Consider the following 20,392-nt stretch of genomic DNA (forward strand, 5'->3'; position numbering starts at 1 on the left):
GTCGAATGGCGGCCATAGAGCGCAATGCGTCGGGGTGAAGAGGTGAGCATGGCTTATTGTCCCACAGCTTCGCGTGCTCGGGAATCCCGTGCCTGCGCGTGATGCTCAGCCGCCGCCTGGCGGGCGAGCAGGCGTACGAGCTCTGCCAGCGCCTCGGGCGCGGGTGCCGGGTGGCCTTCTTGTGACCGTGTCGTCGCCATGAACGAGGTTCTGGGATGGCCTCCGCAGAACGTGCACGAACGCCACAATTCTTCTATGAGCCTGCCATGTCTCCCAGACGGCCGCCCCGCACACGTCTCTTCCCTGGGATCGCCGCACTGCGTAGCGATCTTGGCGACCGGCTGCGGCAAGCTCGCAAAGGGCCACAAGGGGAGAGCGTCGGTCACAAGCAGGAGATGCTGGCCCACGCTGCTGGCATTAGCAGGAGCACGCTGTCTCGAATTGAGAAGGGGCATGTTGCGCCCCGCATGGACACGCTTGAGCGCCTCATGGCCGCGCTCGACATTACCAAGGACGTCGTGGGTGAGCCGGGCCTAACCGGCGCGGGTCAGCTGATGTCCCGCGTTCGATCAGGAACGCCAAGGACGCTGACCTCGGCGCGCGTCTGCGGGAGCAGCGCCGGCTGCTCCGGCTTTCCATCGCCGAGGTCGCCGCGGCTGCGGGCGGCGTCTCCGCCGCGCAGATCTCGCGCATCGAGCGCGGACAGAGCCGGCGCTCGCGCCTGATCGCATGGTGTACGGGCGACCCGGACCTCCGCGGAAACGACAGCCCCCGCATCTTCGTCAACCCGGTTCTGGACGAACTCGTCGATGGCATCTGGCGAGGTAACCATGACGCACAGAGCGGGACGCAAGTAGATTAAAGCCGATCCACGAGCGAACGAAGGCTCCCCCGGCAACAGGATTACGGAAGCGGGTGAGCTACTTGAGCGTAACTGGCCGAAGGTCGCCACCAACATCGGTTCGCTGCGACGAAGCGGGCTGCTTTCCACGACCAGCCTCCGAGCCACGCCTGCCGGCAAGCTCCAGGCAGATCGGGAGCGGGATGGCTCTTGCTGGCCTGAACACGTCGAGCGCTCGAAAGAGGGACCGCTTCATTGATCACCCGCACGACGGCTGGCGATCAAGGCACGGAGGCGTTATCAGCATCGCGTCGACTTCCTCAGGGAAGTTTAGGGTCGTCCTCCGCGAGGAGAGGTGAAGTCGGCTCCGCATCAGGAGCTTGGGGCTGTCCTTCGCGAGAAGGGGTGGTGAGCGTTCCCGGCGTTCCGGGGACGAGCAAGTTCGCCGGCATGCCGGCGCCCCCGGACGGAGTGACCCTTGATGAGGCTTTCGACCTGCACGGGCATCGACGCCGGAATCGCTTCGTACCCGAAATGGCTGGGCGTCAGGTGGCGTGGGAGGCTGGCATGAGCCTTGGCGCAACTGGCCGCGTGCCGCTGCTCGACAGGCTGGTCGCGCGCTGGGAGATCAGCCGGCTGGCCGTCCTTCCGATCGTCATCAGCTTCTCGTCCCTGTGGGCATGCCTGATCGGGCTTGGTGTCATCGGAAAGATCAGCGGCACCAAGCCCGTCCTCGCGGGCAGGATCCTTGTCGTCATCTGGATCGTCCTGGCGGGGCTGGAGCTCGGTCGCGGCCTGTGGACGATGCGGCATCGCTACGCCTCGCCGCGCTGGCTGCGTGGCGTCAACGCGGCGGTCGGCGACGAGGTGGTTGCCCGAAACCAGATCAAGCGCCACGCTTAGTCCCGGGCCATGATCAACCTTGGTTGGCCATTCGCCGAGCGGCGCGCGCAAATCCTCTGGCTGGTAAGCACCGGACCATCTGCGGAGATCCTGCGGGAAATGAATGTTGTCTGCGGCCGCAAGGATCTGTGCGGGTGAACGCACGCTCATCCCCGGAAGGGGCACCCCGACCACGACTGGATCGCCGATACTGAATTGATCCGCAAGGCGCTCCAGGTCTTAGTCGCCTCCGATGACCACCGGCCAGCCCCGGCCCGCGCTCTTGAGCCGTTCGCACTCAGTGAATGCGTGCTCTCCGGCTAGACCTCGCAGCAGCTCGGCCGTTTCCGCAGGCTGCAAGCCACCGGAGCAAATGTCACCCAGATTGACGATCAGGTCGGCGCGCTGCTCGGCAGCGTCAGCCAGCACCGCCTTCAGCGCGCCGAGATTACCGTGAATGTCCGAGATAGCGGCGATCTTCATAGGTCCGTCTACTAGGTTGGGGACTCATTTGATCCACTCAGCGACGGTGGCGGCGAGTGCGACGCGGGCGAGATAATTGCTGGCGTGACGATCATAGCGGGTGGCGATGCGACGCCAGTTCTTGAGGCGGCAGAAAAGCCGTTCGATGACGTTCCTGCGTCGGTAGATGCGCCTGTTCAGCGGGTAGGGCGTGCGTCGAGAGGCAGTGGACGGGATCACGGCCTTGATCTGCCGTTCGGCGAGCCAGTAGCGCAGGCTGTCTGCATCATAGGCTTTATCGCCGATCAGGTGAGGGGCCGGAGCGGCGACGCTCAACAGCGGTACCGCCATGCTGATGTCGGCGACGTTGCCGGGCGTCAGGGCAAGGGCGACCGGTCGGCCGCAATCATCGGCCAGGCAGTGGATCTTGCAGGTTCGCCCACCGCGTGAGCGGCCGATCGCTTCTTGCCACTCCCCCTTTTTGAGCCGGCCGCCGAGCGATGCGCCTTCACATGCGTGCTGTCGATCGACAACTCGTCCGGCACCGGTCCGGCACCCGCGACCTTCTCGAACAAGCGCTGCCAGATGCCCCGCGCCGCCCACCGGTTGTAGCGGTTGTAGATGGTCGTCGGCGGCCCATAGGCAGCCGGAACATCGCGCCACCGGCATCCGGTCTTCAGCACGTGCAGGATGCCGGAGATCACCGTCCGGTCATCCACCCGCGGCTTGCCCGGCCGCCCATGCGGAAGGTGCGGCTTGATCACCGCCCAAGCCTCGTCAGACAACCAAAACAGATGCCGTGCCATAGCCGCTCCTGCCCAAACCCATCAGAGACAGCTATTTAGTAATACTCATCAACAACTTGTATGGGTTCTCAACCTAGGCCGTGAACCCATAAACAGGAATGAGCTGACTTACCGGGAAGCTCCTATCGGTTGGCTATCCGCGATAGCCACAAAAGTTCGGCAATTGCATCAGCCTCGGCTGCTTCCACAGACTCGTAGAGCCCGGAGAAGGCATCTATCGTCCATTCGGGCGGAGCCTGAAAATCCGGGTCGTCCTGGTAACGATCATCGAAGGCGACGTAACGGTATAAGCCGCCGGGACTTACCTCGATGCCGAGGGGTTCTTGCCGTTCTGGCTGATGATCTTCTTGATTGTCTCCACGGGTCGATCTTCGCAGGACATTAAGGGGGTGTCGAGGCTGGGTAGATGCCCGGGAGCGTTTCTAACATCATGGCGAGTCGACTGGCAGCTTCCATATCTCACCGATCTCTGACTCAGCGTTGGCATAAGCCGATATGATCTGACCGACTTCGAGTGGCGCGTGATCGAGCCGTTGCTGCCAAACAAGCCACGGGGCGTGCCGTGCGTCGATGACCGCGGGACGCTGAACGGCATCTTCTGGGTGCGGGGCCCGGCGCACCATAGCGCGACCTGTCCAAACGCTATGGCCCGCGGACAACCTGCTACAACCGCTTCGTGCGATGGCGGAAAGCCGGTGTATGAGACCGGCTGATTGACGCCATCACCGCCGCTCACGACGGCGCTATCCAGATAATCGACAGCACCTCCGTTCGCGCCCACCAGCAGGCCGCGACGGCAAAAAAAGGGGGTGCAGATCACTGTCTTGGTTGCAGCCGAGGCGGGCTCACGATCAAAATCTACGTCGTCGTCGATGCGCAAGGGCTCCCTATCCGGCTCGGTCTAACCGCTGGACAGACCCACGATGGGCAGATCGCCGATCGCCTACTCGACCACCTTGGCCTGCGCACTATCGTGCTGGCGGACAAGGCTTACGACGCCGATCGCATCCGCGAGCTGATCCAAGACCAGGGCGCCACACCCAACATCCCGCCCAAGAGCAACCGCCGTCGGAAACCCTGCTTCAGCAAGCGGCCCTACCGCGAGCGAAACCTCATTGAGCGGTTCTTCTCCAAGCTGAAGCACTTCCGCCGCGTCGCCACCCGCTACGACAAGCTCGCCGCCAACTTTCTTGCCATGGTCCAGTTCGCCTCAATGCGGCTGTGGCTCCGAGCTTATGAGTCTACGGCCTAGTCCATGGCATCTAGACCGTCGGGCGTTATTTGTAGGCCACCGCGGATCACCGGTGCAATTAGACTGCGCCGAGTCAGGGCACGAGTGGACGATCCCTGCGGTGCAAGAGCCTTCGTGCGGCGATGAGCATCGGTCGGGGGGGGGGCTCATGTGTTCGGCCTGTTCGAGCAGCAGCGTATGGACCTGAAACACGTTGTTCGCCAGATCGATACGGACGTTCACGACATCCTGCTGCACGGATCGACCTCAAGACGTGGCTCAACAAACACATCATTGCAAAGCGAAGCTGGTGCAGGGACGGTCCATCCATGACGTCATGCCCTGCGATCCGCGGCGACTCCTGTCGGCGACAGGCAATAGCTTAGCAAGCCTGTCACCAAACTGTCATTCCGATGTCACCCTTTCTTCCTTTTTCGACGATACCCGGCCGGCGTGACGCGTAGCCCGCCTTGGCGAGGTTGCCACAAATCCGGGGGATATCGTGCTCGACACTTCGACCGGCAGGGCGTTGCGCCTTGCGCTGCTTGCTTCCTGCGCCTTTGCCGCGCCGGTCTTTGCCCAGGACCTGACAGGCAGCGTGGCCGACAGCACCAACACCCGGACGCTCGCGGGGGCCGAAGTGCGGATCGTTGAGCTGGGCCGCGTGACGGAGGCGGGGCGCGACGGCAGCTTCCGCTTCGGCGACATCCCGCCCGGCACCTACACGGTGGTCGTCCGCTATGTCGGTGCCGTATCCGAGACACGACGGGTGACGCTGCCGCAGACCGGCACGGCTACCGAGCATTTCGCGCTCGCCGCGTCGGAGGGTGCGGGCGCCGACAACGACATCCTGGTGGTCGGGCTCGCCGCCAATCAGGCAAGCGCCCTGTCGCAGAAACGTTCCGCGGACGGCGTAGAGAGCGTGCTGTCGCGCGACGCCATCGGGCAGAACCCGGACCAGAACGTCGCGGAGGCGCTGCGCCGCGTGCCCGGCGTGTCGATCCAGGACGACCAGGGCGAGGGGCGCTTCGTGGTGCTGCGCGGCCTGGCACCGGCACTGAACGCGGTGTCGATCAACGGCGCGCGCATCCCGTCGCCGGAGTCGGACAATCGAGCGCTCGCACTCGACACCGTTCCTTCCGAACTCGTTCAGTCGATCGAGGTTAAGAAGACGCTGACGCCGGACATGGACGGCGATACGATCGGCGGCTCCATCGAGATCAAGACGACCAGTGCATTCGACCGCAAGAAGGACCTGTTCAGCGTCTCCCTGGAAGGGTCGCGCAACGACCTGCGCGACAAGTGGAGCCCCAAGGGTTCCGTCGATTTCTCCAAGCTGCTGACGCCGGATTTCGGTATCTCGGGCGGCTTTTCCTATTATCGCCGGCGCTTCGGCACCGATGGCGTGGAGGCGAGCGACTGGGGTGCGACGGCGCGCGGCATCGCCTATCCCGAAGAGGTCGATTACCGCGCCTATGACGTCGTCCGGACGCGCATAGCGACGGCGCTGTCGGTGGACTGGCGGCCTAGCGACACGACCACGCTGTATGCACGCGGCATCCTGAACAGCTTCCGCGACGACGAACTGCGCAGCCGGCTGCGCTTCACCTTCTCGCCCGCGCCGACGAGCGGCGATGCGGGAAGCACCACCTTCACATCCGGCGCCGGTTCCGCCAATCGCGTGCGGGTGCGCAGGGAGATGAAGGATCGCTCCGAGATCCAGAACGTCTACAGCGTGACGGCCGGTGGCGAAACGCGCACCGACCTGTGGACGCTGACCTATTCGGGCAGTTATTCCTATTCGGAAGAGCAGGAGCCCAATCGGCAGGACACGATCTTCGATCGCCGTTTCCAGTACGGCGCGAGCCAGTTGGGCGTGACGCTGAACCGGCTCGACACGCAGGTCCCGGAATACAGCACGAGCAACCCGACGCTGTTCGCGAACGGCAGCGACCCGCTGTCGAAGATCGAAACCACCGACGGGCTCAGCACGGACGAGGAATACGCCGCGCGCCTGGATGTCGCGCGCGAGATCCCGCTTTCCGCCGGCACGCTGGAGTTCAAGGTCGGTGCCAAGGGCCGCTTTCGTCAGAAGGGTTATGACCTCGACTTCAACAGCTATGACGCGGTCAGCAGCGGCAGCCTGCCGACATTGGCCGGTCTGTCCCGCTCGATCGGGGACAAGGGGTTCGTGGACCAAGATCCGGCGGTCGATCCGCTGCTCGCCCGAGGGTGGTTCAACGCCAATCGCGGTCGGCTGGTGCGCAATGCCGGCGACAGCGATCTCGACAGCCTGTCCGCCAGCTACGGCGTCGATGAGGACATCTATGCCGGCTATGGACAGGCCCGGTTCGACAACGGAACGGTAAGGGCGGTCGGAGGCGTGCGCGTCGAACACACCCGCAATGCGATGCGCGGCAACTCGCTGGACACGGACACCGTGGTTGCTACCCCGGTCAACGTCCGGCGGTCCTACACCAACTGGCTACCCAGCCTGAACCTGCGCTTCGCGCCGATGAGCAAGGTGGTGCTGCGCGGCGCGGTGACCCGCAGCCTGTCGCGCCCGAACATCTCCGACTTGGCGCCGCGTTTCTCGTACAACGAGAATGATGGTGAGGGCGAATTCGGCAATCCCGACCTTCGCCCGTACAAGTCGTGGAACTTCGACGCCGCGGCCGAATGGTATTTCGTCTCCAACGCCCTGGCGGAGGTGACGTTCTTCCACAAGGAGGTGTCGGACTTCATCTTCGATTCGCGGATCAACGATTACAACTATAACGGCGTGATCATCGACGAGGCGACGCTGCCGCAGAATGGCGACACCGCCAAGGTGACGGGGGTGGAAATGAACCTCCAGGCGTCGCTCAGCTTCCTTCCCGCGCCGTTCGACGGTCTGCTGGTCGGTGGAAACTACACCTATGTGGACACTCGCGCGGATCTGGCGACCGATGCGGGGTTGGTGCGCCGCCTGACGCTGCCGGGTTCGTCCAAGCACATCTGGAACGCAAGCATCGGCTATGAGAAGGGGCCGCTGCAAATTCGCGCCAGCGGCACCTATCGCGGGCGGTATCTGGACGAGGTGTCTGCGGGTGGCGACGGCGATGTGTATGTCGATCATCGCCTGCTGTTCGACATCGGCGCGAAGCTGCGCATCGTGAAGGGCGTGCAGGTCACCGCCGACTTCATCAACATCGGCAACGAACCCTTTGATCGTTACTATACGGGCACCGGCGCGGGCGGAGGTCGTCTGGCGCAGCATGAGGAATATGGCTGGACGGGCAAGTTCGGTGTCAAGGTGACGCTGTGATCCGTCGGGTCCTGTCCTTTATGGCGCTTGCGGGCATGGCACTGGCACCGGCGGTATCGGTCGCGGCTGCCATGCAAGGTGGTGAGACGGTGGAGCGCGTCGTCATGGTGATGCGTCACGGGGTTCGCCCGTCGACCAAGTTCCCCGCGACGCCGCCCGGCACCACGCGTGAACCATGGCCGGAATGGTCGACCCCCGCCGGCGACCTGACCATGCACGGAGCGGAGGCGATCCGGCGGCTGGGCACGTTCGATCGCATGCTGATGATCCAGCAGGGATTGCTGCCCGCCACCGGGTGTGCGCCGGCCGGCACCCTATCCGCCTGGGCAAGCGCCGCCTCGCGCGCGATCAAGACCGGTCGCGCCTTTCTCGATACGCTCGTTCCGGGCTGTACGACCACGCTTGACCATCCGGCCGGGGAGGATGAGGACGAAACCTTCCATCCGTCCGATGCGGGGCTGGCGCTGGATGGCGACGTCGCACTCGCCGCCGCGTTGCGCCTCGCACCGCCAGGCGGCATCGCGGCGGAGGCGGCGCGCAATGCCGATGCTTTCCGCGTGCTGGAACGGGTCACGGGCTGCTGCCCCGGCAAGGCCTGTGGCACGCGCAAGCCGCCATGCACCGCGTCTGAACGCGGTTCCCGGCTCGTCGCGGAGCCCGGCGCCAAGCCGGACATGAAGGGCGCACTGTCCTTCGCATCGACGGCTGGTCAGACCATCCTGCTGCAATATCTGGAAGGCATGCCGATGGCGCAGGTCGGATGGGGCCGCGCGTCCCCCGCCGACATCCGCACCATGTTGCGTTTCCATCCGATCAAGTTCCGATACGAAACGCGGCCCCCCTATGTATCGCGGCGCCTCGCGGCCCCACTCGCACGCCGCGTGCTTGATGCAGTGGAGGGAAGATCGGGCAAGGTGACCCTGTTGTTCGGCCACGATACCAATCTTGCGGCGCTGGGCGGCTTCTACGACCTGCACTGGACGATGGCGGATTACCCACGGGACGACGTTGCCCCTGGTGGCGCGATCGGGTTCGAGGTCGTGCGGCAGGCCGATGGCCGCCGTTTCGTGCGGGCCTTCAGCCAGGCGCAGACCATGAACCAGGTACGTTCGCTGGCCGTGTTGGATCGGGTGCAGCGCCCGCACCGACGCTACCTAACGATCCCAGGCTGCCGAGCTGGTGTCTGCGCCCTTGACGCATTTTCTCGCCTTACCAGTGGCTTATTGCAGCCGCCGAACAGGTGAGTCGCTGCTGTTACCTTCCTGCGTAATTCACACCTGTAGCATCGAAGCCATCGCCCGCACCGAGCCGCGGGTAGTTTGCGCTTCGCGGCAACCGCAGAAGCCACCACAGCCGTATTCTCCGCAGGTTATGGCAGTGCTGTTCGTCATGGCAGATGGTGAGAAGCTGGCCGTTGACACTCCTTCTCCGGCTGACGCGTGATCCAAACGCCTAGGCAGGAAGCTGTGCAACTCCGCCGATCGGCTGCTGAGTGGGGATGCTGGGGGGGGCACGAGTGAGGCGCCGGCCTGTCGTTGCGCTACGTCGTCGATGCGGTTCGGCTGGACGATTTTTGCGACGTGCCTACGCAGGCAAGCAGCCGCACGGTCAGCGTGCGGTGATGGATCGCAAGCTAAGCGCGCTGCCTCCAACTCCGTTTCGGCGTTTGAACGGCTGTGTCAGAGGTAATGTACCGGTCGACGGGATCGGGTAGGGCAGGGCGTGCCCGACCTCGCACCCCCGCCAAGCCGTTTCACTACTTGAACTCGCCGCCGGAGGTGTTCGGCTGTTGTCCCGCTCTTGCGGAGTGCAGAGCCTCGCGAGCGAGGCTGCTATGCTCAAAGGCCGAACTGCATCATGTGAAGACTGGGTTGCGGTAGACTGACCACACCCGCTTGGGATGTTCCCGGACGCTACATGGCGGGGCGACCTCGAGCAGGGTTAGCGGAGGACACCAGGGGCTGCTGGGTCCGACAGCCGCAAGCAACGTCGCAGGCGCCTGAGCGCGTCAGCCGCCGGCCGCGTTTTCCAGTCCGCAGTTGGCGGGTGGCTTGAACGCGGCGGGACGCTGCTGGGCCAGTTCCGCTCGCGCCTCATCCATGTCGGCCCGGAATGCGGCGTCCGCATGTAGACGGCTGACCAGCACCGCGCCTGCCATGAAGCCCGCCTCCACCGCGCTGCGGCTGTGCGCGCCGCAGATGAAGCGGCTTTCGCCATATTGCCGCCCGCGCCGCAGGATCTGCGTGGCGCGGTCGGGCATCAGTTCGGCGAGGATCAGCGCGGTGGACCAGCCGTTGCTGGTGTGGCCGGACGGGTAATCGCCATTGCCTGCGAGATGCGCGGTCTTCGGCTCGCAGATATCGCCGGGCTGATCGAGATAAGGGCGGCGGACCGCAAAGGCGCGCTTGGCCCGGCCGACCATGTCGCCGTCTCCCATGCGCGCGAACACCCGGGCAAGCGCGGGGCTGTCGCGCGGGTCCAGCGTGCGTCCCATCGCACAGGCGAACACGGTGAAGCGGTCGTCCGTGACGTCGCGGGTCGCCATCGTCCAGCGAGGCGAGTTCTTGACGTCGCGGGTCGCGCGGAACGTCGAGCGGTCGTCGACGGAGCGGGGGTCGCCGTTGGCGGGCGGCGAGGGCAGGATGCGCGTCAGGTCGGGCATCTGCGACGCGGACAGGTACGGCGAAGGCTCCCGATCGGCGGCGACCAGCACCAGCGGCAGCGTCGCGAGCAACAGGCGCTTCACCGGCTCCGCTCCAGATCGCCGCAGCCGGCGGGGCGGCGCACAGGATTGCAACGCGCGACCATCCCGCCGGGCGGCTGCACGCGGTAGCCGCCCGGAAAGCGCGGGTCGGGCCACAGATAATCGGTCGAGACATATTGCGCACCGCCCGCCAGCGCCGCGTCGCGCGGAGCGGTGTCGTTGGCGCGTGCTTCCCGCGTGTTGGCGTCCGCGCGGGTGCGGACCAGATACCCGGCCGCCACGTCGCGACGGATGCGATCCCCATCGCGTATGGGATCATTGAGGGTGAGATAGGCGGCCGCTGGCGACGCCTCGTCCGTGTTGATGAAGAACACCCGTCCTTCCAGAGACGTGCGCGCGCCGCGATAGACCGCGACCTTGGCAGGCGGTTCGTCCAGGGCGAACAGGAACTTGCCGCGCGACGCCTCCAGCGTCGGCCAGTTGTTCGCCAGCACCGCCTCGCGCAACGTGGGATATCGACCCTGCACGTCGTCCGGCGTCACCAGCTTCGCCGGCGGCATCACCGAACGGATCTCCGCGTCCAGCGCATCGAACGCCGCCGCATCGAAGGGCAACGCGTCGATACCTCCGCGTGCGGCATTGCGTTCGTCCTTGGCGTTGAACATCAGCAGGATCGGTACGTGGCGCGGATGCGCATCCGACCAGCGACGTATGATGCTCAGACAATCGCGCAGCAGCACGCAACTCGACGAGTTGTCGATGCCGGGAATGTGCAGCACCTTGAACCCCGGCCGGCGCAGGCGCGCATCGCGGGATCCGGCGGCATAATGGCCGCCCTGGGGATCGTGATTGACGTCGATCTCCAGCTGCCGGGCACCGGCGTCGAGCTGCTCTACCAGCGTTCGGTGGCTGTAATCGAGCGCGTCGGCCATCGCGGGATCGACAGCGCGGATTTTCATCATCGTCGCCGCCGGCATCGGCAGCTTGTAACTGTTGTGCGTGCCGATCACCGCGATGTCGTTGATCCGGGTCGGCCCGTCCGTCGCAGGCTCCTGCGCCGCGACAGTGGTGGTGGCGAGCAGCAGGGCGGCGGCGAGACGGGCGATCACGGGCATCCTCCTCAGAAGCGGAACAGCACGGAGCCCTGCACCGCGCGGCCGAAGATCGGGCGCGCCAGGATCACCGGACCATCGGCTTGGCCTGGCACCTGCTGCTGCCCGCCGCCTTGCCCCAGGCCCAGGCTGTTCGACAGGTTGGTGCCTTTTACCTGCAACGTCACATTCGGCGTCACGTCCACCTCGGCACTGGCGTTGAACACCGAAAAGGCGGGCAGCTTCACCAGATTGGCGTCGTCGTTGAACTTGTCGCCTTCGTACCGCCATTCGCCCAGCACGCGCACCCGTCCGTCAAGCAGCGTCACGCGGGGGCGGACACTGGCCAGCACCTTGGGCATCGACGACGGCCGATTGTCGTCGAACGAGGTCGCGACCGGTGCGCCGTTCACGATGGTGTTGTAGGTGTAGTTCTTGAACTTGGGGTCCTGATACGTCGCGGTCGCCGACACGTCGAACCACGATATCGGCCGCAATGCCGCTTCCAGCTCCAACCCGATCGTGCGGACATCGCCGTAGTTGATCTCCTGCACGATCAGCAGGCTGCGTGGGTCGATATAGGTATTGGTGAACTGCACGTCCTTGAACGAGTTGTAGAACACCGTCGCGAACAGGCTGCCCCACGCCTTCTGGAACTTCACCCCGCCTTCGGCCTGCTCGATCGACTGGCTGCGCACGCCGGTGGGCAGCACGTTGTCGCGGTACTGGCCGATCATCGGCAGGCGATAAGTGTTGGTGTAGCGCGCGAACACGCCCGCCTCCCGCATGAACTGCCAGTTGGCGCCGATCGTGTAGCTGTGGTCGTCGAAATGCGGGTCGAAGCGCGTCAACACACCGGAGCCGCCAAGCACGTTGTCGTCCGCCAGCGTGGTCGCGTCACCCAGATTGTAGCTCTTCACGCCCTCGCTGTAGCCATGGATCCAGATGTTCTCGTAGCGGAAGCCGGCATCGACGCGCAGCTTGGGCGTGATCTGCCATTCGTCGGAAATGTAGAAGGCGACGTCCTCATACCCGCCGAACGAGTGGGCGAAGCGCGACTCGTACCGGGAGATGCCGGTATCCGTCACGCGGCCGACGACTTGGCCGGCGGCGTTCACCGCAACCACGTCGAGCAGGCGCGCGTTGGGCCGCACCTCCGTGATGCCGACGCCGTCGTTGCGATCGTGCGCCCAGTCGGCCGCTGTCGCATAACCGCCGATCTTCACGTCGTGGCGCCCGATGCCGGTGTCGTAGACATGGCCGATCTCGACCAGCCCGATCATCTCCTTGATCGGGTTCTGGATCGACTGGAACGTGTTGACGCCGATCAGGCCGTTGCCGTTGGCATCCGCCGGATACGCCGCCCCGTCCGTGCTGTAGTCATAGCGCAGGCTGGTCGCGCCCTGAGCGGCGAAGGCCTTCAGGGCATTGCTCGCCGGCGACGTACGGAGAAAGGCCGCTTGCGTGGTCAGGCTGTTCAGGCCGCGCGCATTGCGATTGGTGTGACTGTCGCGATAGCGGAAGCCGGCGTTGATCGATGTGCCGTCGTCGAAGCGCGTGTTGCCCTTCACCGTAAATTGCAGGTCGCTGGACTGGTTAAACAGGTTGAAGTCGGCGGGGCGGATTCCGCCGGGCGTCTTGATCCGGACCAGCCCGTCCTCCGCACCGGTCAGCGTGTCGGTGTGGCCGTTGAACGGAGGCAGCGGGCGCAGGTCGTCACCGTCGCGGACCAGCGGAATGGCATCGAAGAAGAAGTTGTTATCCTCCATATACTTGACGCTGAAGGACACGCTGCCGCGCGCGAACTCCTTGGACAGGATGCCGCGGATCTGGCCGCCATTGTTGGCGGTCGGTCCGGGATCGCGAACACCGTTGTCCTTGTTGTAAAAGCCGCCGACCGAGAAGCGCCAGTCGTCGGCGATCGGTCCGCCGATCCACGCATCGCCGCGGAGCTGGCCGTAGTCGGCGGTGGTCAGCTTCACCAGGCCACTCAGTTCCGGCGTGCCCTTGCGCGGGATGAAGTTGATCAGACCACCCGGCGCATTGGCCGCGAAGATCGACGAGGGCCCGCCGCGCACCGCCTCGATGCTGGCATAGCTTTCGTCGATGCGCAGGAACTGGTCGACATTGATCCAGTTGATGCCGGGATCGTGCTGGATCGGCAGGCCGTCCTCGTACACCGCCAGCGACTCGTAGCCGCCGCGCGGAATGCCGCGCACCCGGATGTTGTTGGCGGTGACGCCAGCGGAGGAGTCGGCCCAGACGCCGGGAATCTGCTGCATCGCCTCCGCCAGATTGCCGATCGCACGCTGGCGCAGGTCCTCGTCGCTCAGCGTGGTAATCGAGTAGCTCGCTTCCACCTTCTTCTGGGTCGACGTGCCGAGCCGCCCGGTCACGACGATATCGTCACCCGCTCCGGCGGTCTGCTGCGCATCCGGTGTGGCGGTATCGTCTGCGGTCTGGGCGTTCGCGGAGGTGGCGGCAACAAGCATTGCGAGAATAGCCGCAGTATCCCGCAGGCGGGGAGTGACGATCATGAAGGATACCCCTTTTTCTCGGTCGAACTGGTGTCGACCTGTGACGGGGCGTCTATCGTGATGGCCGATGACAAGCGGGCGTCACGCAGGAGACATATCGATTAAGGCTGTCTTACACTGGCGTGACGTCCTCCTTTCTCATCCATGCTGAGTGAGTGTTATGAGGGCTCTGCAGATCATTGATGCCAGCGGCGAGCGGGTCGCCCTAGGCGCTGCATCGCGTCGATCCGCAGCAAGTGCAGGATAACCTGGGCGTCCTTGGTGTCGTTCTTATCCCAGCCGTTGTGCAGCGCCTCGCGTGTTCGGGCGAGTGCGACCGACGAGATGAGGCGCAGCTCGAACCCTGCCGTCAGCAGCCGATGTGCCAGCGTACGATGGTAATTACCCGTCGCCTCGAAAGCGACGATGATGTGCCGTCCTATGGCAGCGAGTTGCTCGGCAAAGCCGCCATAGCCCTGCCTGATCGAAATGACGGTCATGCGCCCGTGCCGACCGCCTTCCGGCCGCTCGATGAGGACGTCCTGCCGGTTCTTGGACACATCGATGGCTACCAGCACGGCGCCGGCAGGCGTAAAGGGGAGCTTGATCATGGTCGGTCGGCCTCCAAAGTGTTGTCCCGACAACCTCGCTTTAGATGCCTCCTGGCCGGCCATGGCTTGCCTGCGGCCGCTACGCGGCCTTGTCTTCATCAGGGCCATAGCGCTCCCGAACCGGCGCTTCCCAATGTGCTGTGGACCGGAGCTGACCAGGCGATCCTGAGATGGGCGCAGGAGTGACCCGTCGAGTGGCACTACATCCCGGCTGGCAAGTCGTAGCAGAATGGCTACGTCGAAAGCTTCAACGGCCGTCTGCGTCATGTGCGAAGGGCCTGTGCTGAAGATCCCGATGGCGGAGCAAAGGGGGGTACGGTTTGGTTCCCGGAGTCCGAGCAAGTCTCAAGCAGATCGCCCTTACATTGTCCTCGCTTCAGACAATGGTCCCGATCCCGAGGATCAACAATCTAGAAAAGCCGCGTACGCTCACAACTGGAACAACATCGAAAAAGTCGCTGGCGCATCGGGGTGATGCCAAGATCACCCCGATGCGCCAGCGATCACCGTCTGGGCCTTAGAAGTTGAAGCCTGCGCCGGCGCTGAAGTTGCGTCCGACCAGACCGGCGTAGTGCCAGCTGCTCAGATAGTTCGGATTGCTGGTATAGGCCGCTGCTGCAAGCGGTGCGCGTGCGTTGGTCAGGTTCTGTACGTTGAAGAAGAAGCGGAACTGATCGTTTACCCGGACCGCAGCGTTCAGGTCGACGTAGACGAACCGGCGGATGTAGCACTGGTTGTTGACGTCACTACGGGCCGGTATCGGCGCAAGCGTGTTCTTGCACGAAAGGTCGATCTTACCGTCGACGGGCTTGATCTCGTCAGCCGCGACCTGCTTGATCCGGCCGACATAATAGGTCGTCGCGGTGAGCGAGAACTTGCCGACTTCCAGCGTGTTTTGCCAGTTTCCGCGGACGCGCGGCGTGCCGCCACCCGACGAAAGCTCGTACGGGCCGAGCGTACCGGCATATTTCTGCACCACGCCGTCCGGGGTGACCAGATCGAGGCGCAGGACGCGGGTGACGTCGAGCCGGCTGATCAGGCGCGCCTCGTTCCCCAGCCGCACATTGGCGGTTGCCTGCACATCGATCCCGGAGCTGACCTGATAGTTGGCGTTGACGTAGGGAACGTCGAACACCAGCAGGCGGGGCAGGGCGTTAGGGTTGGCGGGATCGGGCGCGTCGATCACGTTACACCGATAGCCCTGGCCCACCGCCGCGAGAGCGGCGCAGCCATCGACCGCATTGGTCTTGCTGTAATAGGCCTCGATCGCGTCGGCCCGTCGCGGTCCGCTGACGATCAGGTTCGACTTCCTGATGTTGTAATAGTCGGCGGTCAGGTTGAACCAGCGCGTCGGCTTCAGGATCGTACCGACCGTGAAGCTGCGCGAGACCTCCGGCAGGATGTCGGGGTTACCCGTCGCGCCGCTGCCGATGTTGTACGTGCTCGTATAGGCCGCGTTGCCCGGATGCGCGGCGATGAAGCCGACCGGTGGCGTAAAGGACGAGAAGCCGGAATAGCTGCTCGCCGCGTTGTTCTCCGCGAACGTCGGTGCGCGAAAGCCCTGCGAATAGGTGGCGCGCAGCGAAATCCGGTCGATCGGCGTGACCTTCAGGCCGACCTTCGGCGAGAAATGGCCGTATCCTTCCGAATAATGGTCGTACCGGCCCGACACGTTCAGGTCGACCCGCTCGGTGAAGGGCGCATCGATCTCGAAGAACCCTGCTGTCACGGTCTGGCTGCCTTGGGCCGAAGACGTGTTCAGCGCGTAATAGCTCAGGTCCGCATTCTGGTTGCGGTTCATCAACGTCTCGCGGCGAACCTGGAAGCCGGCACCGACATTTAGGTCGCCGCCGGGCAGTGCCATCAGCGACTTGATGAGCGAGCCGCCGATTGTCGCGACCGTCGAATGGGATGGCGTGGTGCGGTCGGGCGAGATCTGATTGCGCACCGCCGCCGTGTTCTGCGCCGGATCGACGAAGTTGTAGGCGCCGGTATTGATCGCGTTCAGAACGCCCTGGATGTTGATGAAGCCGTGTTGCGTGACGCTGAAATTATCACGGGCATAGACGCCGTTCAGGCGGAACTTGAAGCCGTCGCCCAGGTCGCCCGAAATGCCGGCGGTGGCACGGAACACGTCGACATAACGCTCGCTGCCTGCAGGGATGTCGCCGAACAGGTAGTAGATGCGTGCGGCGCTCTGCGTCGGGTCGGCGCCGGCGACGGCGTAGGGATTGTTCGGGTTCAGCCGACGATCGGCCGCGGTGGCGCAGTTGGTGCCCGCCGTGCAGACATACATCGGCAGAACGATGCCCGGGCTGCTGGACGCGAGGGCGGCGGAACCGCCGAACGGCTGGGTCTGGCGGATCCCGCTGGGCGTACCCACGATGCTGACTTCGGAATGGGAATAGCTGCCGCTGGCGAACGCTTCGAGATTGTCGCTCAGGCGTAGGGTCAGGCGGCCGGTTGTCGAGTAACGCTGCTGACGGGGCTGGATGATCGAATATTCGTCGGGAAGGTTGTGCGCGCAGCCGGTTCCCCGTGCCGAGCCTGTGGTCACCGTGAAGGTGCCGAAGGGGCAGGAATTCGGATTCAGCAGCTGGTACTGGTTGGTCAGCGGTGAACCGACCTGTCCGGCGAGCGGATTGTTGAGGTCGCTCTGCGTGACCCGGGTGACGACGGCCTGCGGGTTCGGCATGGTGAGCGAGTCGTCGTTGCGGTTGCGATCGTTCAGGCCGCTCGGACTCAGGTCCAACGTGTTGAACGGATAACCGCGCGAGTGATTGGTGATGTACCCGTCATAGGTGTATTCACCGTTCAGGTAGAAATTGAAGCCCTGCTCCGCATAGTCGCCATAGCCGGCGGTCAGCGTCGCGCGGTAATGGGATCCGTCGCCATGCTCGGTCGTGCCACCCTGCACCGACCCATCAATGCCCTGGACATTCTTTCTGCTGATAAGGTTCACCACACCGCCGATCGCGTCGGCACCATAGGTCGACGACGCGCCGTCCTTCAGCACCTCGATACGGTCGATGGTGCTGAACGGGATCGAGTTCAGGTCGACATAGGCGTTGTGGCCGTCATCGTTCAGCGGGAAGTTCGCCGAGCGGAGGCCGTCGATCAGCACCACCGTCGATGAAACGCCCAAGCCGCGCAGCGACACGGCCGCGCCGCCTGCCGAGAAGCCGTTGCGGAAGCCGGTCGAGATCGATCCCGCGCTGTCCGCCGACACGGAGCGGATCGCGTCCTGCGCGGTCGTGATGTTCGCGCGCTGCAGCGTTGCCGAGCTGAGCACGGTGACCGGCGAGATGGAGGTCGCATTCGAATCGCGGAACAGCGTGCCGGTCACGACAACCGTGGCGCCCTGACTTGGCTCAGGTTGCGCCGTGGTTACGGCTGGTGCCTGAGTCACCTGTGCTTCGGGGGCCGGGGTTACCCGCACTGCACTCTGGTCAGCCGCGGCATCCGCCACCGGAGCGGGCGGCGCTTCCTGGGCAAATGCCGGCGCGACGATCGCGGTTGTCAAAGCCACCGCCGAAATACCAAGTTTCAACGTAGAAAATGCGGACTTCATCAGAGCTAACTACCCCTCTAGTTTGCGCAGCCGCGACGTGTGTCGCCGGTTTCACACGCGTCATGCCCGTCGCTGCGTTGTGTAAGTACTTATCGGTAACAAGGTTATCGGGCCGTTAAGGCTGTCGCCGACTTGCGGCCCGATGGATATTTTCCGATTACATTGCACGTCTTTGCAGGTGTTGGTTCCTGCGGGTCACGGCCCGTCGCTCGCCGCTGGGATCAGGAGCGGGCGATGGGTAGGGTGACCTGAGCCAGCCTGAGTGCGCAGGCTGCGACCTGTGCCTGTCTTAACGGCCGGATGCGGCGGCCCGTGGCTGCAGCCGATGCACATTGACCCTGCTCGACAGCCCTGCCGACCCGGACGGGGGCAGGCGGAAACGGGCGACTTCCGTCAGCATGGTATCCGTTTCTGCGGCCAGGCTGCGCGACGCGGCGGTGGCCTGTTCCACCATCGCGGCGTTCTGCTGGGTCACGCCGTCCATCTCGGCCACGGCAGTGTTGACCTGCTGCAATCCGATCGACTGCTGCTTGGCCGCGGTCGCGATCGTCGCCACCAGTCCGCTGATCTCACCGATCTTGCCGGTGATACGATTGAGCGCCTCGCCCGCTTCGGCAACCAGGCCGACACCGGACGCGACCTGCGCAGACGATGCGACGATCTTCGCCTTCACGTCCTTGGCTGCGTCAGCGGACCGCTGTGCCAGTGCGCGAACTTCCGACGCGACGACGGCGAACCCCTTGCCCGCGTCACCCGCACGCGCGGCTTCCACGCCCGCGTTGAGGGCCAGGAGGTTGGTCTGGAAGGCGATGCCGTCGATCACGGCGATGATCTCGCTGATCTCCACCGACGATCGTTCGATGCCGTCCATCGCCGCTACCGCGCGGCGGACCACCTCTCCGGAATTGTCGGCGTCGGCGCGGGCGGTTGTCACGACCTGATTGGCGCGGGTCGCGTTGTCGGCGGTGCGCTGCACGGTGCTGGTGATCTGGTCCATCGCGGCAGCGGTTTCCTCCAGGCTGGCCGCCTGTTGCTCCGTCCGCCGCGACAGGTCGTCAGAGGCCTGACGAATGTTCCGCGCGCCGTCGGTGATGGTGTTGGCGCTGGTCGTCACCGCGTTCAGCGTGACCCCCATTGCCTGCACGGCATTGTTGAAGTCCGCACCAAGGCGTTGGAACGAAGGCGGCAGGTCGGCGAGCGCGACTGTCAGGTCCGCATCGGCCAGCCGGTGCAGGCTTTCGCCCAGCATCGACATGGCCTGTTCGCGCTCGGCGTCGGCCTTCACCTTGGCGATCGCCGCATCGCGGAACACGCGAACTGCCGATGCCATGTCGCCGATTTCGTCGCCGCGGTCGGATACGGGCATCTCGATGTCGGTCCGGCCCGCGGCCAGTTCCGCCATCCGCCCGGTGAGCGCGGTGATCGGGCGCGCGATGCTCCGGCTCAGCAGCATCTGCAACGTCACCGCGATCCCGATCAGCGCCAGGCCGCCCAGCACCAGCGCAATGGTGGCGGTCCTGATGGCGGAGCCCTGTTGCGCCTCGTTGTCGTTGATGGCGGTGGTTTCGGCATCCCGCAGGTCGCGCAAAGGCAGTGCGGCCTTGCTGACCAGAACCTTGGCGCCGGCCTGTCGGACCTCCTCCTGCGCGTCGTTCTGCCGGCCTGCCTTGACTTCCGCGATCAGCCGGTCGCCCCAGTCGTGCCGCCATGCCAGCGTTGCCGCGCGCGACTGGTCGACGAGTTGTCGCAATTCGGGCTGCTGGAGCAGCGTGTCCAGTTCACGCGCGGCGGTGTCATAGTCATCCCGCGCCTCGTTGTACGATTTGAGATAACTGGTGTCCGCGGTCACCAGGAAGCCGCGGAACTGGCTGTTCTGCCGCAGGATGGATGTTTCCAGCGTCTGCGCCTTGGCAAAGATGTCGCGGCTCATGTTGTTGCGGTCGGTCGCGCTGCGGATCGATGCCACATTGGCGAACAGGATCATCATCATGATCGCCGCGGACGCATTGATGACGAGGAAGGACAGCGCCAGCTTGCGCGGGATTTTCAGTGTTCTCAGCATCCGGCTTCACATCCAGATTTGCGGCGACTGGGCATCACGACATGGTCCAACGGCGCGACAGGTCAAAACAGGGGGGACGAGCGCCGCCGCACGCATGTCGCGCTGCGGCGGTGCCTGCCGGCATCACGGCACGATCCGGCCCGTGAGAGAGGTGGTGCGGCCTTTCAACGGACCGTCGCGAACTTGGCGGTGTCTTCCGCATGAGCGAACACTGCAAGAGCGATCGGCGCGGCAGCGATGAAAAGGCAGGCGATCTTCACGTAATTCCCCCGATCAGTTCCATCCGACCTAAAACGGAGGCTGCTAAG

General features: G+C 64.6%; 14 protein-coding genes and 2 pseudogenes (1 of these 16 cut by a window edge). 7 read left to right on the plus strand and 9 right to left on the minus strand.

Features of this window, described 5'->3' with window-relative positions; genetic code table 11:
• Positions 1-50: the start of a recombinase family protein gene (locus BMX37_RS19450; RefSeq protein ID WP_425288453.1), read on the minus strand. It extends 1,621 nt beyond the left edge of the window; only the first 50 of its 1,671 coding nucleotides appear in the window; it begins with the start codon at positions 48-50; the stop codon falls past the left edge of the window.
• A gap of 216 nt (positions 51-266) precedes the next feature.
• Here BMX37_RS19450 and BMX37_RS19455 point away from each other — a divergent pair, with 216 nt between their 5' ends.
• The 3 genes from BMX37_RS19455 to BMX37_RS08885 all read left to right on the plus strand — a co-directional run bounded on the left by BMX37_RS19455 (position 267) and on the right by BMX37_RS08885 (position 1,744).
• Complete coding sequence (locus BMX37_RS19455; RefSeq protein ID WP_425288455.1) at positions 267-725, plus strand: helix-turn-helix domain-containing protein; 459 nt, start codon at positions 267-269, stop codon at positions 723-725.
• Entirely contained in the window at positions 638-862 is a 225-nt protein-coding gene (locus tag BMX37_RS19460; protein WP_425288456.1) for a hypothetical protein, read from the plus strand. The genes BMX37_RS19455 and BMX37_RS19460 overlap by 88 nt, the downstream gene beginning before the upstream one ends.
• Before the next feature lie 546 nt (positions 863-1,408).
• A complete protein-coding gene (locus BMX37_RS08885; RefSeq protein WP_139198057.1) occupies positions 1,409-1,744 on the plus strand; it encodes a hypothetical protein in 336 nt (111 codons plus the stop codon).
• Between the two features lie 219 nt (positions 1,745-1,963).
• Here the strand turns inward: BMX37_RS08885 and BMX37_RS19300 are convergent, their stop codons facing one another.
• Positions 1,964-2,206, minus strand: coding sequence for a metallophosphoesterase family protein (locus BMX37_RS19300; RefSeq protein WP_093665407.1), 243 nt, complete (start codon positions 2,204-2,206; stop codon positions 1,964-1,966).
• 24 nt (positions 2,207-2,230) lie between these two features.
• Positions 2,231-2,991 (minus strand): IS5 family transposase gene (locus BMX37_RS08895; RefSeq protein ID WP_244501485.1). Its coding sequence is split into 2 segments (ribosomal slippage): positions 2,231-2,665 and positions 2,668-2,991, totalling 759 coding nucleotides; the frame shifts between segments, so codons are not numbered across the junction.
• A 485-nt stretch (positions 2,992-3,476) separates the two neighbouring features.
• On the opposite strand from BMX37_RS08895, the pseudogene BMX37_RS08900 reads away from it, so the two are divergent.
• From BMX37_RS08900 to BMX37_RS08910, 4 genes and pseudogenes are all read left to right on the plus strand, one after another.
• Positions 3,477-4,243, plus strand: a pseudogene (locus BMX37_RS08900) (IS5 family transposase).
• Between the two features lie 150 nt (positions 4,244-4,393).
• Positions 4,394-4,555 (plus strand): hypothetical protein, encoded by a 162-nt coding sequence (locus BMX37_RS18780; RefSeq protein WP_170841911.1) that lies wholly within the window; start codon positions 4,394-4,396, stop codon positions 4,553-4,555.
• Between the two features lie 169 nt (positions 4,556-4,724).
• Entirely contained in the window at positions 4,725-7,529 is a 2,805-nt protein-coding gene (locus BMX37_RS08905) for a TonB-dependent receptor (protein WP_244501486.1), read from the plus strand.
• On the plus strand, positions 7,526-8,773 hold the full coding sequence (locus tag BMX37_RS08910) for a histidine-type phosphatase (protein ID WP_244501487.1): 1,248 nt from the start codon (positions 7,526-7,528) through the stop codon (positions 8,771-8,773). Before BMX37_RS08905 ends, BMX37_RS08910 begins: the two co-directional genes overlap by 4 nt.
• Positions 8,774-9,537: 764 nt before the next feature.
• Here the strand turns inward: BMX37_RS08910 and BMX37_RS19305 are convergent.
• The 6 genes and pseudogenes from BMX37_RS19305 to BMX37_RS08940 form a co-directional block, all read right to left on the minus strand.
• Positions 9,538-10,275 carry an acid phosphatase gene (locus BMX37_RS19305; RefSeq protein WP_093665409.1) on the minus strand — a complete coding sequence of 246 codons (738 nt, stop codon included), beginning with the start codon at positions 10,273-10,275 and terminating at the stop codon, positions 9,538-9,540.
• Entirely contained in the window at positions 10,272-11,342 is a 1,071-nt protein-coding gene (locus tag BMX37_RS08920) for a phosphatidylinositol-specific phospholipase C1-like protein (RefSeq protein ID WP_212611417.1), read from the minus strand. The genes BMX37_RS19305 and BMX37_RS08920 overlap by 4 nt, the downstream gene beginning before the upstream one ends.
• 11 nt (positions 11,343-11,353) lie before the next feature.
• On the minus strand, positions 11,354-13,861 hold the full coding sequence (locus tag BMX37_RS08925) for a TonB-dependent receptor (RefSeq protein ID WP_093665411.1): 2,508 nt from the start codon (positions 13,859-13,861) through the stop codon (positions 11,354-11,356).
• Between the two features lie 145 nt (positions 13,862-14,006).
• A pseudogene (locus BMX37_RS08930) lies at positions 14,007-14,451 on the minus strand (IS110 family transposase); the annotation flags it as partial.
• Positions 14,452-14,968: 517 nt separating this feature from the next.
• The gene (locus tag BMX37_RS08935) at positions 14,969-18,022 is read right to left on the minus strand and encodes a TonB-dependent receptor domain-containing protein (protein WP_093665412.1); all 3,054 of its coding nucleotides are present in this window, start codon (positions 18,020-18,022) and stop codon (positions 14,969-14,971) included.
• A gap of 289 nt (positions 18,023-18,311) precedes the next feature.
• The gene (locus BMX37_RS08940; protein ID WP_093665413.1) at positions 18,312-20,084 is read right to left on the minus strand and encodes a methyl-accepting chemotaxis protein; all 1,773 of its coding nucleotides are present in this window, start codon (positions 20,082-20,084) and stop codon (positions 18,312-18,314) included.
• Positions 20,085-20,392: the final 308 nt, after the last annotated feature.

Source organism: Sphingomonas gellani (assembly GCF_900110035.1).
In the GTDB taxonomy this organism is placed as follows: domain Bacteria; phylum Pseudomonadota; class Alphaproteobacteria; order Sphingomonadales; family Sphingomonadaceae; genus Sphingomonas; species Sphingomonas gellani.

What these genes read in the sequence shown, in the direction of transcription:
- BMX37_RS19300 (WP_093665407.1), bottom strand. Translation starts at nt 2,206, where the DNA reads ATGAAGATCGCCGCTATCTCGGACATTCACGGTAATCTCGGCGCGCTG.
- BMX37_RS08885 (WP_139198057.1), top strand. Translation starts at nt 1,409, where the DNA reads ATGAGCCTTGGCGCAACTGGCCGCGTGCCGCTGCTCGACAGGCTGGTC.
- BMX37_RS08935 (WP_093665412.1), bottom strand. Translation starts at nt 18,022, where the DNA reads ATGAAGTCCGCATTTTCTACGTTGAAACTTGGTATTTCGGCGGTGGCT.
- BMX37_RS08925 (WP_093665411.1), bottom strand. Translation starts at nt 13,861, where the DNA reads ATGATCGTCACTCCCCGCCTGCGGGATACTGCGGCTATTCTCGCAATG.
- BMX37_RS08940 (WP_093665413.1), bottom strand. Translation starts at nt 20,084, where the DNA reads ATGCTGAGAACACTGAAAATCCCGCGCAAGCTGGCGCTGTCCTTCCTC.
- BMX37_RS19455 (WP_425288455.1), top strand. Translation starts at nt 267, where the DNA reads ATGTCTCCCAGACGGCCGCCCCGCACACGTCTCTTCCCTGGGATCGCC.